This is a genomic window from Sinorhizobium sp. M4_45 (assembly GCF_002885915.1).
Taxonomy (GTDB): Bacteria; Pseudomonadota; Alphaproteobacteria; order Rhizobiales; family Rhizobiaceae; genus Sinorhizobium; species Sinorhizobium meliloti_A.
The window spans coordinates 433,055-445,886 of record NZ_NWVE01000003.1 but is presented as its reverse complement, the minus strand read 5'-3'; the positions used below and the strand labels follow the sequence as shown (position 1 = coordinate 445,886).

Genomic DNA, 12,832 nt, shown 5'->3' with positions numbered 1-12,832 from the left:
TCCTGTCGCGCATGATACGGATTTGACGTGATGTCGGACTGGGGGACCTACACGCTCGCGGATTTCCTGATGTTTTCGCCGCGCGTCTATTTCCGCCTTGTCGAACGCTACAATCAGGGACTCTGGCCGCTTCAGCCGGTCTTCGTCGCGGGCGCGCTTGCCATCCTTTTCGCCACTGCGACGGACGGACGGCGCGCCCGCGCCGCGGCCATGGCGACGCTCGCCCTGGCCTGGCTCTTCTGCGCGTGGCAATTTCTCTGGCTGCGTTACTCCACCATAAACTGGGCAATGTCCTATGCGACGGCGGCCTTCATGCTGCAGGCCGGTCTGCTGCTTCTCGCGGTCCGGTGGACGCAAGGCGGCGTATTGCCCGCGAACAGACTGCGCCGCCGTGGCGGCATCGGCCTGATGGTCTTCGGCTCGCTCGGCTATCCTTTCGGCCCGCTGCTTGCCGGCCGCGCGCCCGCCTCGGCCGAAATCTTCGGGGCAATGCCGGACCCGACCGTTGCCGTGACCCTCGGCGCCCTCCTGGCGCTCATGCCGCAGAAGCTGTGGCTGCTTCTGCCCATTCCAGTCCTCTGGTGCGTCTTCAGCGCACTCACCCTTCTGGCCATGGAGGATGCAGGCGCCTGGGTGCCATTCGCGGTGATCGTCGCGACATCTGTCCTCCTCGTCGTCAGACGTTGACGGAAGCTCACTCCTTCACCGCTCCCGTCATCGACGAGACGTAATAATCGACGAAGAAGGAGTAGAGAATGACCACGGGCAGCGAACCGAAGAGTGCGCCCGCCATCAGTGCGCCCCATTCGAAGACGTCGCCGCGCACCAGTTCCGTCAGCACGCCGACCGGTACTGTCTTGTTTTCCGAGGACTGGATGAATGTCAGCGCGTAGATGAACTCGTTCCACGAGAGCGTGAAGGCGAAGATGCCGGCCGATATCAGGCCCGGCACGGCGAGCGGCAGGATGATCTTGACCAAAATCTGCCAGCGCGTGGCTCCGTCCACCAGCGCGCTTTCTTCCAGTTCGAAGGGGATCGAGCGGAAATAGCCCATCAGGAGCCATGTGCAGAACGGTATGAGGAACGTCGGATAGGTGAAGATCAGCGCCAGCTTGGAATCGTAGATGCCGAATTTGAAGACGATGAAGGCGAGCGGAATGAACAGGATCGACGGCGGCACCAGATAGGCGAGGAAGATTAGCAGCCCGACGGGCCGCGCGCCGGTGAAGCGCACCCGCTCGATCGCATAGGCCGCGAAAACCGATGCAGCCAGCGACAGGATGGTCGAGCCTACGGCCACCAGCATCGTGTTCCAGAGCCAGCCCGGATAGGAGGTCTCGAAGAGCAGATACTTGATGTGGTCGAGCGTCGGACGGACCACCCAGAAAGGACTGTAATTGTTGTAGTCGGTCAGCTGCGCGTTCGGCTTCACCGCCGTGATCGCCATCCAGTAGAAGGGGAAGAGCAATACGAAGACGAAGACCGCCATCGGCAGGTAAAGCACGACGATCCGCCGCGGCAGGCGGTTCAGATAGCTCATGCCCTCGGCCGTGTCGGTGAGCACCTCGTCGTCGGTTCGTGTGGTCGTGTTCATTTTGTCCTCCCGCTCAATCCTGGCCGCCCTGCTGCCATTTGCGGCGTTGCAGACCGAAGAAGCTGAACATGATGGCGGCAAGCAGGAAGGGGATCATGGCGACGGCGATCGCCGCCCCCTCCCCGAGCTGCCCGCCCGGAATGCCGCGCTGGAACGAGAGCGTCGCCATCAAGTGGGTTGCATTGACCGGCCCGCCCTTGGTCAGCACGTAGATCAGCTGGAAATCGGTGAAGGTGAAGAGCACCGAGAAGGTCATGACGACCGCGATGATCGGGGTCAGCATCGGCAGGGTTACATAGCGGAAACGCTGCCAGCTGGTGGCGCCGTCGAGCGAGGCTGCCTCCTGCAGCGAAGCCGGGATCGTCTGCAGGCCGGCCAGAAGCGAGATCGCCACGAAGGGAATGCCGCGCCATACATTGGCGGCGATAACGGAAGCGCGCGCGTTGTTCGGGTCGCCCAGGAAGTTGATCGGCCCGTCGATGATCCCGAGCTGCATCAGCGACCAGGAGATGATGGAAAACTGCGAATCGTAGATCCACCAGAAGGCGAGCGCCGAAAGCACCGTCGGCACGACCCAGGGCAGGAGCACGATCGCGCGGAAGAAGGACTTGAAAGGCAGGTTTTCGTTCAGCAGCAGCGCCAGCCAGAGTCCGAGCACGAATTTCAGGATCGACGCCACGAAGGTGTAGAGCAGCGTGTTGTAGACCGAGAGCCAGAAGACCGAATCCCGGGCCAGGAACTCGTAGTTCTCGATCCCGATGAAGACGCCGTCGCGGCCTATGCGTGTGTCGGTGAAGCCGAGCCAGACGCCCAGCCCGAGCGGATAGGTCAGAAAGCAGATCAGAAAGACGGCTGCCGGCAGCATGAACAGGAAGCCGAGCACATTGTTGTTCTGCATCAGCGAAGCCGTGGTGGATGGCTTTCCGGACGGCGTTATGGAGGACATCGGGCTTCTCCGGCTGGAGGAACGGATCTCGAGGCATTTGCCGGCAGCGTTTGCTGCCGGCTTTGAGGCGGCCCGTGGGCCGCGGGGGGTCAGACGCGATAATAGCGGTTCGCCCGCCGTTCGGCCTCGATGATGGCGTCTTCCGGCGTTGCCTGGCCGGTGACCGCACTGGCGAACATGTCGACCAGGACGTAGTCGGCCATTACGCCTGCCGAGGCATAGCCGAGCGGTCCGGCGTAGCCGTTCGGCCGCAGCGTCTCCGAGGCGCGCGCATAGGGCGCGTGGATCGGGTCCGAGGTCCAGACCGGGTTGTCGGCAAAGGCCTTCAGCGGCTGGCAGCAATAGGCGCTCGATCCCTCGATCCAGGCGTTCATCTGGTCGGCTTCCATCATGAACTTGAGATAGGCCTTGGCGGCCTCGGGATACTTGCTGTGCTTGAAGAGCAGGATCGAGCTCGTCTGGTGGAGTTCGACGCTCTGGCCGACCGGACCGACGGGGAAGTTGGTCGTGCGGATGTCGGCCGCAAGCTCCGCAAGGGCCTCGTCCTTCTTGGCCGCATAGTAGAGCGAGACGCCGTTTGCCGTCAGCGATACCTGGCCCGCAAGGAAGGCGCGGTTGTTGTTGATGTCGAGCCAGCTTTCGGTGCCCGGGATGAAGGTCTCGTATAGCGACTTTGCGTAGTTGACCGCTGCGAGCGTCTCCGGGCTGTTGATCGTGACCTTGCCGCTCTCGTCGACCATCTTGCCGCCATGGCTCCACAGCAGCCAATGGGCGTAGTTGTTGCCGTCGCCAACCGCTTTGCCGTGGGGGAAACCGGCCGGGGTTCCCTTGGCCTTGAGGGCCTTGCAGAGTTCGAGAAAGCCGGCTGTATCCTTCGGGAACTCACTGAAGCCGGCCGCCTTCATGTGGCTCTCGCGGTAGCAGACGGCGTTGCCGATCGCGGCCAGCGGCATGGCGATGAACTGGCCGTCGCGGCTCGCATACCCCTTCAGGCCGTCGTACCATCCTCCATATTTGTTGCCGAGATAGTCGGCGAGCTCCGTCAGGTCGACGAGCTTGTCGGGATATTGATGTGCGTCGTCGAACCAGCACATCACCATATCAGGACCGGAGCCGACATTGGCGGCAACCGCCGCCTTCGGCCGGATGTCCTCCCAGCTTTCCTTGTCGATGCGGACTTCGACGCCCGTGGCTTCCGTGAACTTCTTGGTGTTGGCGATCCAGGCGTCTTCATCGCCCTTGACGAAGGGCGTCCATCTGAGAAGCCTGAGGCTTGCCCCCTCCTCCGGCTTGTAGCTCGGCTCGGCCTGCGCGAAGGACGGGCGGATGCCCAGACCCGCAACGCCGGCGAGTGCGGCGGAGGTTGCGAGAAAATCACGTCTCTTTATCGGCATGCTACTCCTCCTCAAAATGCGGGAGCGTCTTCCTCCGGCATTCACCGTCCCGCTTGGCGAATGCGGCTTGAGCGATGCCGGCCGTTGCCTGGCATCTTTATGGGCCGCGAAGGCTCCTCCCTTCGTCAGCGACGTCAGCCGACCAGCCGCCGTCCCGTTCCGGCGTCGAACAAGTGCACATGCGCGGCATCGATCGCGAGATGGATCGTTTCGCCGGGCTTGGCATTCACCCTCTCGCGGAAAACACAGGTCACATCGTGCCCACCGAGCCTTGCGATCAGCTGCGTCTCATAGCCGGTCGGCTCGATCACCGCGATTTCGGCCGGCAGCCCGTTCGGGTCGAGCGCCATGTATTCGGGCCTAAGACCGTAGACGAGATCACGACCTTGGGCGGCTGCCGCCGGCCGCGCCACGGGCAGAGCCGTTCCGTCGGCCGTGAGGAAGGCATTCGGATTGTCCGGATCGAGGCGGCCCTTGAGCATGTTCATCGCAGGCGAGCCGATGAAACCGGCCACGAAGAGGTTGGCGGGGTTGTCGTAGAGCTCGAGCGGTGCGCCGATCTGCTCGACGATGCCGTCATGCATGACGACGATCTTGTCGGCCATGGTCATCGCCTCGATCTGGTCGTGCGTCACGTAGACGGTCGTGGTTTTCAGCCGCTGATGCAATTCCTTGATCTCGGCCCGCATGGCGACGCGCAGCTTCGCATCGAGATTGGAAAGCGGTTCGTCGAAGAGAAACACCTGCGGGTCGCGCACGATCGCCCGCCCCATGGCGACACGCTGTCGCTGACCGCCGGAAAGCTGACGCGGATAACGGTCAAGCAGCTTCGAAAGGCCGAGGATTTCGGCCGCCACGCCGACGCGCTTGTCGATTTCGGATTTGGGTCTGCTTGCCAGCATCAGGGAGAAGGCCATGTTGTCGGCGACAGTCATATGCGGATAGAGCGCGTAGTTCTGGAACACCATGGCGATGTCGCGGTCCTTCGGCGGCAATCGGTTGACCACCTGATTGCCGATGCGAATTTCGCCCGCGGTGATGTTTTCGAGACCCGCCAGCATCCGCAGCAAGGTGGATTTGCCGCAACCGGAAGGGCCGACGAGAATGACGAACTCGCCGTCCTCGATCTCGATGTTCACGCCCTTGATGACAGGGAAAGCACCGAAGGACTTCCGAACATCGACAAAATCCACGCCTGCCATTTGCGTTCCTCCCAGAACTGATCTTTACCCTTGCGGCCGCCAAATTCATCGTTTGCGCGATCGCGCCAGGCTGAAAACCTCTTTTTATCCGCGGCCGACCAGCGGCATCCTGGTCGCCATCACGGTCATCGTGAGAACATTGGCCGAGAGCGGCAGGCTCGCCATGTAGACGACCGCCTCGGCGATGTGCTCGATCGGTATCGTCGGCTCCGCCGCAACCTCGCCATTGGCCTGCAGCACGCCGGTGCTCATCCGCGCCGTCATGTCGGTCGCAGCATTGCCTATGTCGATCTGACCGCAGGCGATGTCGTGCATCCGGCCATCGAGCGCCGTCGATTTCGTGAGGCCGGTAATGGCGTGCTTGGTCGCGGTATAGGGCGCCGAATTGGGCCGCGGCGTCTGCGCGGAAATCGAGCCGTTGTTGATGATCCGGCCGCCCCGCGGCGTTTGCGCCTTCATCAGCCGGAAGGCATGTTGCGTACACAGAAAGGCGCCCGTCAGGTTCGCCGCGACGATACCGTTCCACTGTTCGAAGCTCACCTCTTCGAGGGGCACGGGCGGCACGTTCGAGCCGGCATTGTTGACGAGGAGGTCCAGCCGGCCGAATTCCGCCCGGACGGCGGCGAAGAGAGCCGCGACCTGATCCGGATCGCCGACGTCGCAGACGACCGCGCGGACGATATTGCCGGTCCGCCCGCCGATTTCGCCGGCCGCAGCCTCGAGTACATCCGGACGGCGGCCGGTGATGACGACGCTGTAGCCTTCCGCACTCAAGGCCTGGGCAACGCCCCGGCCGACACCGGTCCCGCCGCCCGTGACCAGCGCGATCCTGCCCTCGCCCGATCCCTTCGCCTGCGCCATCTCAGATCCTTCCTCCGAGTTCGTCTTCGATATGGATGCGGATGATCTCGTCGAAATTGCTTTCGGCCGTAAAGCCGAGTTCTCGGGTACGGCGAGCATCGAAGTCGGTTGCCCAGCCGGAGACGATCGTGCGGATCACCGGGTCCGGTTCGCGGCGGATGAGGCTCACGGCTTTCCGGCCGGCAATGCGGCCGAGCGCCTCTATCTCCTCGCCGACCAGCGCCGAAAGCCCCGGCATGGTGAGGTTTCGCCGGGGTCCGATGATATCGGTATCCATTCGCGCCGCATGGATGAAGAAGCCCACGGCCGAGCGCGGGCTCGCGAACCAATGCCGGACATTCTCGTCCACCGGCAGGATAGCCTCCTGGCCGACGAGCGGCTCGCGCAGGATGTTGGAAAAGAAGCCGGATGCGGCCTTGTTCGGCTTTCCGGGCCGTATGCAGATGGTCGGCAGCCGAATGCCGATACCGTCGAAGAAGCCGCGGCGGGTATAATCGGCGAGCAGCAGCTCGCAGATCGCCTTTTGCGTCCCGTAACTGGTGAGCGGCGTCGTGAGGAATTCGTCGCCGATCTTTTCCGGGAACGGCTGGCCGAAGACGGCGATAGAGGAGGCGAAGAGGACGCGCGGGAGGTAGCGCTCGCGCTGTCCCTCGCGGCGGATCGCCTCGAAGAGCGCACGCGTGCCGTCGAGATTGACCAGGTAGCCTTTGTCGAAGTCGGCCTCCGCCTCTCCCGAGACGATCGCCGCGAGGTGGAAGATCACGTCGGGCCGCGACGAGATCAGGCGCTCTGCGCTGCCCTCGGTAGACAGGTCGATGGCAAGCGTCGTCGCAAGCGACGAAAGCGCCGGAGGCACGGGCGGCTCAGCCACGTCAGCCAACGTCAGGCTGGCGATCTCGCGTCCCAGACATCCGGGCTCCGCGGCCAGCCTTTCGACCAGCTTCCGGCCGATCATGCCGGCGGCACCTATGACCATTACATGCATTTTCGGCGAACCTCCTCCTGTTCAGCCACCCGGTCGGTCCTGCTCAGCTTGACTTTCTGTTCGTTCCGTCTGCCTCCTCGTCCGCCAGCAGAGCCTTCGTCGTTTCATAGATCCGGATCAGATGATGGTGAAAGGCGGCAATGACGGCCGCCCGGTCATGCCGCCTCAAGGCGGCGACGATGTCGCTGTGATCCTTGTAGCTCGCTTCGATTGCTCCCGGCCGTGACATGGCGCTGCGCCGGTAATCCATCATATAGGTGTAAAGGTCGGTGACAAAATCGGAGAGCAGCGGATTGCCACAGGCCCGGTAGATCGCCACGTGGAACTCGCGGTCGCAGATCAGAAAGCGCATTGCGTCGTCACCGCAGATCTTCTGCGCATCGAGAAGGCTGTCAAGCTTGCGCAGCGCCTCTTCGTCGATGTTTTCGGCCGCGTCGCCGACCACCTTCAACTCGATATGGAGCCTTGCGGCGTGAACGTCCTCGAGATCGTAGCTGTCGATCGCGTTCGGAGAAGCGATCGTCACCGTGACATGGCTGAGATCGACATTCCCGACGCGGGTTCGGCTTCCTTGCGACACCTCGACCACACCGCGCGCCGCCAGCGTCTGGATTGCGCCGCGCACGGTCTCGCGGCTCACATGGAGCACGCTCGCAAGCTCGCGTTCGCCCGGCAGCACGTCGCCGGGCCTCAGCATGTTGGTCGCAACCAGCACCATAAGCTTGTCGGCGATGAGGTCGCGCGCGGTACGGCGCTCGAGGCTCTTCCCGACTTTCGGCATATGCGTGAGGATTGGACTTCCGTTCACCGCGGCCTCCCAACTGATCCACTGGTTGGTCCAGCAGATCAGTATGACGAATAGAGGGCTTGTCGGAAGGTGCGGTCAAGACATGTTCGTTGCGGCAGCGCACCAATAATGCACGGCGCCGTTGTGCGGCGCCGTGTGAGCGGCAAAACGCGGAACCAGCCCGGTTGTGAATAGATGCAAGGAGGCACTCTATCCGTGATCATGTCCCTCATGGTCGCCGAGCGACGGCAGGTCGAGGCTGAAGGTTTTGGCAAGATCGGCGACTTGCTGCGAGCTGAGATAGCGGGGATTGAGGTTGCGCAGCAGCAGGTAGAGCTTTGCGGTCTCTTCCAGTTCCTCCGTCGCAAAGACCGCGGCCTCCAGACTGTCGCCGGCGACGACGGGACCGTGATTGGAAAGCAGCACGGAGGAATATTTGCCCGCAAGCCCGCGGATCGCATCGGCGACGGCCGGGTCTCCGGGGCGGTAATAGGGCACGAGCGCAGTCTCCCCGGCCCGCATGAGGTAATAGGGCGTCATCGGCGGAAGGGCCGCTTGCGGATCGATCTCCGGCAGCATCGTCAGCGCGACCGCGTGGGTCGAATGGAGATGCACGATGGCACGGGCGCTGCCGCGAGTCTCGTAGAGGGCGGAATGAAGCGGGATCTCCTTGGTCGGCTTGTCGCCCGAGACAAGCCGGCCGCCGGCATCGAGGCGCGAAATACGCGCTGGATCGAGGAAGCCGAGCGAGGCATTGGTGGGCGTCACCAGCCAGCCGCCGTCATCGAGTTTCATCGATATGTTTCCGGAAGAGCCGGGGGTCAGGCCCCGCTCGAAGAGAGAGCGGCCGTAGCGGCAGATTTCCTCGCGAAGACGCGTTTCGGACATTGGTGGTCCTTTCGTTCAGGCTGTATCGCCTTCCATCAGTTCAAATCCAAGATCGGCGATGTGAGACGGGTGATCGTTGATGACCAACTCGGCCGCCAGCTTTCCCGTCGCGACGCGAGGCGTGCGAATGGTCGTCAGAGGCTGCGGCGTGGCCTGGCCGATATCGAGGCCGTTATGGCCGAAAAGGGCGAGCCTGGTTGGGACGGAAATGGCGCATGCAAGACAATGAAAATATCCGCCGAGCGCCATGTCGTCGTTCGAGAAATAGACCGCATCGAGTCCCGGCGCCCTTCGAAGAAGCTGATCGAGCCCCGTCCGCCCGCTTCCAACCGAAGAAGCGCCCGGACGGATTTCCCGATCCACAAGGGCGACGCCGGCCAGGTTCAGCGCTTCACGGAAGCCGTCGAAGCGTTTGCCGGCGCGTGTGTCGCGGTCGAGATCGTGGCCGACATAGCCGATCCGGCGATAACCGCGCTTCAACAGGAATTCGGCGCTCGCCCGACCCGCCTCACGATTGGAAAAGCCGACCGCCAGGTCTATGGCGCTCCCGTCGATGTCGAGCAGTTCGACGACGCGACAGCCGCTCGCCCGCAGCATCTTGAGCGTGCCTTCCGTATGCTCGAAGCCGGCAAGCATCACCGCCGTCGGCCGCCAGGCGAGCATGGCGGCGACGAGGGCCTCCTCGCGCTCCGGCTCATAGTCCGTCACGGAAAAGACGGCCTGATAGCGATTTTCCTCCAGAACGGCGCCTGCCCCCCGCAGCACGTCCGGGAACACGATGTTGGTGAGCGACGGGATGACGAAGGCGACGAGGCGGGACCCGGCCGAGGCCAAGGTTCCGGCGATCCGGTTCGGCACGTAGCCAAGCCGCTCGACCGCATCCAACACGCGCTCGCGGGCCTTGCCGGAGAACGAGCCGTGATTGCGCAGCACGCGGGAAACCGTGCTTTCACCCACGCCCGCGGCTTCCGCCACCTCTGCGAGCGTTACGGGTGTCTGCTGCTTGAAGTCCGTCGCCACTTCGCGCCTGTTCCAGTTTAACGAGACCGTTCACGGCTCTCATCGACTTCATAGGCGGATTTTTTTGGCAGCGCTACCAATATTGGTTGGCAGCGCTGCCAATAATCCCTAGAACGAGTGACCGGCAACTGGAGGAGACGAAATGGCATCGAAGATCGCAGTGCTCGGGCTCGGCTCGATGGGCTTCGGAATGGCGTGCTCGCTGAAAAGCGCGGGCCTCGACGTGTCTGGCTACGACGTTGCCCCGCCCGCAGTGGAACGTTTCGTTGCCGAAGGCGGTCGCGGAGCGGGCACGCCAGGCCAAGCCGTGACGGGCGCCGACATCGTCGTTTCGGTGGTCGTGAGCGGCGCGCAGACCGAAGCCGTTCTGTTCGGCCGGGATGGTGTTGCAGACGCGATGAAGCCCGGCGCCGTCTTCATATCGTCCGCGACAATGGATCCGGCGATCGCGCGCGACCTGGCGCAGCGGCTCGAAGGACTGGGGTTTCACTATCTCGACGCGCCGATCTCAGGCGGCGCGGCAAAGGCATCGAAGGGCGAACTGACGATCATGGCCTCGGGATCGCCGCAGGCCTTCGCCGCCGCCCGACTGGCCCTCGACGCCATGGCCGCCAAGGTCTACGAACTCGGCGAGACCGCCGGGACCGGCGCCGCCTTCAAGATGATCAACCAGCTTCTCGCCGGCGTGCACATCGCAGCCGCCTGCGAAGCGATCGCCTTTGCGGCGAAACAAGGGCTGGACCTCGACAAAGTATACGAGGTGATCACCGCCTCGGCCGGCAATTCCTGGATGTTCGAGAACCGCATCCCGCATGTGCTGGCGGGAGATTACGCCCCGCTGAGCGCCATCGAGATTTTTGTGAAGGACCTCGGCATCGTCCAGGATATGGCGCGCGCGGAGCGCTATCCGGTGCCGCTCGTGGCGGCCGCACTGCAGATGTATCTTGCAGCCTCGGGCACAGGCATGGGGCGCGACGACGATTCCTCCCTCGCGCGGCTCTACGCCCAGCTCTCCGGGGCCACGTTGCCCGGCACGAATAACCCCTAAGGAAAACGCGCATGCCCGTATTTGCCGCCAATCTGACGATGATGTTCACCGAGTGGCCGTTCCTCGACCGCTTCGACGCGGCCGCCGACGCCGGGTTCGCCGCCGTCGAGTACCTTTTTCCCTACGAGGTGCCTCCGGAAGCGATCGCCGAACGGCTTGCCCGCAACAGGCTCGAGCAGGCGCTGTTCAACCTGCCGCCGGGCGATTGGGCAGCCGGCGAGCGCGGAATCGCCGCCCTGCCCAGCCGCTTCGACGGGTTGAAATCGGATGTCGACAAGGCGCTCGACTACGCGGCGGCGACCGGCGCCAAGCGCCTGCACCTGATGGCTGGTCTTGCTGATCCGCGCGACCCGGACGCCGCATCCCGTTACCGCCGCTCGGTCGCCTATACCGCCGGGCGCCTGGCCGACGAGGGCATCGATCTCCTCGTCGAGCCGATCAACGGGCGCAACATGCCGGGATATTTCCTCAACGATTTCGGGACCGCCGAGCGGCTCATCGCCGAACTGGCGCTCCCCAACCTGAAGCTGCAATTCGACATCTATCACCGGCAGATCCTGCACGGCGACGTCGCAATGGCTCTCCGCCAACTGATGCCGGTCACCGGCCACATCCAGATCGCCAGCGTGCCCTCGCGGCACGAGCCCGATGGCGAGGAGTTGAACTATCGCTACCTCTTTGATGAAATCGACCGGCTCGGCTATGGCGGCTTCGTCGGTTGCGAATATAACCCGCGCGGCCGGACGCTGGACGGCCTCGGCTGGTTCAAACCCTTTCGACGGAGCTGACCCATGACAATCCTGCTCGGATCGATCGCCGACGACTACACGGGCGCCTCCGATCTTGCGAATACGCTGACGAAGAATGGGCTTCGCACCGTGCAGACGGTCGGCATTCCCGATCCGTCGCTCGCCCTGCCCGACGTCGATGCAGTGGTCGTTTCCCTGAAGATCCGGTCGGTCGCAGCGGAGGAGGCCGTGGCCGCCGCCCTCGCGGCCGAAAGCTGGCTGCGCGGCCGAGGCGCCGCCCATGTGCTCTACAAGATCTGCTCCACCTTCGATTCGACGGATCTCGGCAATATCGGGCCGGTGACCGAAGCGCTTCTGAGCGTCTCGGGCGGCGACATCGCCCTCGTTACGCCGGCCTTTCCGGAAACGGGGCGAACCGTCTATCTCGGCCATCTTTTCGTCAATGGCCAGCCGCTCGACGAAAGTCCGTTGAAAGACCACCCGCTCAACCCGATGCGCGATGCCAATCTGGTGCGGGTGCTCACCCGCCAGTCGCGCGGCAAGGCCGGCCTCATCGACCTGCCGACCGTCACGCGCGGAGCCGATGCGATAAAGGCGAGGCTCGATCGGTTACGCGCCGAAGGCGCCGCCGCGGCTATCGCGGATGCGGTCTTCGAACGCGATCTCGAAACGCTCGGCGAAGCGGCGCTCGAAATGCCCGTCTCCACCGGCGCGTCCGGCCTGGGTCTCGGCCTCGCCCGCGCGATTCTGCGCTCCGGCCGGGCTTCGGCAAGCGACGGGGAAAGCGACGCCATCCGCTCCGTCGGCGGTCTTGCCGCGGTGGTCGCAGGCAGTTGTTCGGCGGCAACGCTGAAGCAACTCGACGCGGCGGAACGCCATATGCCGGTGCTGCGGCTCGACACGGAAAAGCTCCTCGCCGGATCGGACGAGATTTCCGCAGCCGTCGCCTGGGCCGGGGAACGGATTGCCCAAGGCCCCGTCGCCATCGCCGCGAGTGCCGCGCCCGAGGTCGTTTCGCGTCTGCAGGCGCGCTACGGGCGAGAGGCATCCGGGCACGCGATCGAGACGGCAACCGCCGCGATCGCCGGCGAACTGGTAGAGCGCGGCGTGAGACGCCTCGTCGTCGCCGGCGGAGAGACCTCCGGCGCGACCGTCGACAGGCTCGGCATTCCGGCTTTCCTGATCGGTCCGGAAATCGCGCCCGGCGTCCCCGTGCTGAGGACGATCGGCACTGCCGGAAACGACATGTTGCTGGCGCTAAAATCCGGCAATTTCGGCGGCGAGGATTTCTTCGCCACGGCACTGTCGATGATGCGGTGAGAGGGAAGGCGGGCGGTCCCCTCGTCCGCCGCCCCCCC

The 12,832-nt window shown here is 64.0% G+C and carries 13 protein-coding genes; 4 read left to right on the top strand and 9 right to left on the bottom strand.

The window, feature by feature from the left end:
- The first annotated feature begins 30 nt into the window (after nt 1-30).
- Nucleotides 31-687, top strand: coding sequence for a DUF6064 family protein (locus CN933_RS12310; protein ID WP_102761663.1), 657 nt, complete (start codon nt 31-33; stop codon nt 685-687).
- 7 nt (nt 688-694) lie between these two features.
- On the opposite strand, the gene CN933_RS12305 is transcribed toward CN933_RS12310, so the two are convergent.
- The 9 genes from CN933_RS12305 to CN933_RS12265 form a co-directional block, all read right to left on the bottom strand.
- Nucleotides 695-1,594, bottom strand: a complete 900-nt coding sequence (locus CN933_RS12305; RefSeq protein ID WP_003526374.1) for a carbohydrate ABC transporter permease — start codon at nt 1,592-1,594, stop codon at nt 695-697.
- 13 nt (nt 1,595-1,607) lie between these two features.
- On the bottom strand, nt 1,608-2,540 hold the full coding sequence (locus CN933_RS12300) for a carbohydrate ABC transporter permease (protein ID WP_010976183.1): 933 nt from the start codon (nt 2,538-2,540) through the stop codon (nt 1,608-1,610).
- Nucleotides 2,541-2,629: 89 nt separating this feature from the next.
- Nucleotides 2,630-3,934, bottom strand: a complete 1,305-nt coding sequence (locus CN933_RS12295; protein ID WP_102761662.1) for an ABC transporter substrate-binding protein — start codon at nt 3,932-3,934, stop codon at nt 2,630-2,632.
- Between the two features lie 134 nt (nt 3,935-4,068).
- Nucleotides 4,069-5,136 (bottom strand): ABC transporter ATP-binding protein, encoded by a 1,068-nt coding sequence (locus tag CN933_RS12290; protein WP_102761661.1) that lies wholly within the window; start codon nt 5,134-5,136, stop codon nt 4,069-4,071.
- Between the two features lie 84 nt (nt 5,137-5,220).
- Nucleotides 5,221-5,997 carry an SDR family oxidoreductase gene (locus CN933_RS12285; RefSeq protein WP_102761660.1) on the bottom strand — a complete coding sequence of 259 codons (777 nt, stop codon included), beginning with the start codon at nt 5,995-5,997 and terminating at the stop codon, nt 5,221-5,223.
- A 1-nt stretch (nt 5,998) separates the two neighbouring features.
- The gene (gene denD, locus CN933_RS12280) at nt 5,999-6,982 is read right to left on the bottom strand and encodes a D-erythronate dehydrogenase (RefSeq protein ID WP_102761659.1); all 984 of its coding nucleotides are present in this window, start codon (nt 6,980-6,982) and stop codon (nt 5,999-6,001) included.
- Nucleotides 6,983-7,025: 43 nt separating this feature from the next.
- Nucleotides 7,026-7,790, bottom strand: coding sequence for a FadR/GntR family transcriptional regulator (locus CN933_RS12275; protein WP_102761658.1), 765 nt, complete (start codon nt 7,788-7,790; stop codon nt 7,026-7,028).
- A gap of 189 nt (nt 7,791-7,979) precedes the next feature.
- On the bottom strand, nt 7,980-8,657 hold the full coding sequence (gene otnC, locus CN933_RS12270) for a 3-oxo-tetronate 4-phosphate decarboxylase (protein ID WP_102761657.1): 678 nt from the start codon (nt 8,655-8,657) through the stop codon (nt 7,980-7,982).
- Nucleotides 8,658-8,672: 15 nt separating this feature from the next.
- A complete protein-coding gene (locus CN933_RS12265) occupies nt 8,673-9,677 on the bottom strand; it encodes a LacI family DNA-binding transcriptional regulator (RefSeq protein ID WP_102761656.1) in 1,005 nt (334 codons plus the stop codon).
- A 142-nt stretch (nt 9,678-9,819) separates the two neighbouring features.
- Here CN933_RS12265 and ltnD point away from each other — a divergent pair, with 142 nt between their 5' ends.
- The 3 genes from ltnD to otnK are packed head-to-tail and all read left to right on the top strand — an operon-like array spanning nt 9,820 to nt 12,794.
- Nucleotides 9,820-10,725, top strand: coding sequence for an L-threonate dehydrogenase (gene ltnD, locus CN933_RS12260; protein ID WP_102761655.1), 906 nt, complete (start codon nt 9,820-9,822; stop codon nt 10,723-10,725).
- An 11-nt stretch (nt 10,726-10,736) separates the two neighbouring features.
- A complete protein-coding gene (otnI, locus tag CN933_RS12255) occupies nt 10,737-11,513 on the top strand; it encodes a 2-oxo-tetronate isomerase (protein ID WP_102761654.1) in 777 nt (258 codons plus the stop codon).
- A gap of 3 nt (nt 11,514-11,516) precedes the next feature.
- Nucleotides 11,517-12,794, top strand: coding sequence for a 3-oxo-tetronate kinase (otnK, locus tag CN933_RS12250; RefSeq protein WP_018096257.1), 1,278 nt, complete (start codon nt 11,517-11,519; stop codon nt 12,792-12,794).
- Nucleotides 12,795-12,832: the final 38 nt, after the last annotated feature.

Bases quoted from the DNA above. Each gene is read 5' to 3' on its own strand.
- CN933_RS12305 (WP_003526374.1), bottom strand. From the start codon at position 1,594: ATGAACACGACCACACGAACCGACGACGAGGTGCTCACCGACACGGCC.
- denD (WP_102761659.1), bottom strand. From the start codon at position 6,982: ATGCATGTAATGGTCATAGGTGCCGCCGGCATGATCGGCCGGAAGCTG.
- otnK (WP_018096257.1), top strand. From the start codon at position 11,517: ATGACAATCCTGCTCGGATCGATCGCCGACGACTACACGGGCGCCTCC.
- CN933_RS12295 (WP_102761662.1), bottom strand. From the start codon at position 3,934: ATGCCGATAAAGAGACGTGATTTTCTCGCAACCTCCGCCGCACTCGCC.
- otnC (WP_102761657.1), bottom strand. From the start codon at position 8,657: ATGTCCGAAACGCGTCTTCGCGAGGAAATCTGCCGCTACGGCCGCTCT.
- CN933_RS12290 (WP_102761661.1), bottom strand. From the start codon at position 5,136: ATGGCAGGCGTGGATTTTGTCGATGTTCGGAAGTCCTTCGGTGCTTTC.
- CN933_RS12285 (WP_102761660.1), bottom strand. From the start codon at position 5,997: ATGGCGCAGGCGAAGGGATCGGGCGAGGGCAGGATCGCGCTGGTCACG.
- CN933_RS12310 (WP_102761663.1), top strand. From the start codon at position 31: ATGTCGGACTGGGGGACCTACACGCTCGCGGATTTCCTGATGTTTTCG.
- ltnD (WP_102761655.1), top strand. From the start codon at position 9,820: ATGGCATCGAAGATCGCAGTGCTCGGGCTCGGCTCGATGGGCTTCGGA.
- otnI (WP_102761654.1), top strand. From the start codon at position 10,737: ATGCCCGTATTTGCCGCCAATCTGACGATGATGTTCACCGAGTGGCCG.
- CN933_RS12300 (WP_010976183.1), bottom strand. From the start codon at position 2,540: ATGTCCTCCATAACGCCGTCCGGAAAGCCATCCACCACGGCTTCGCTG.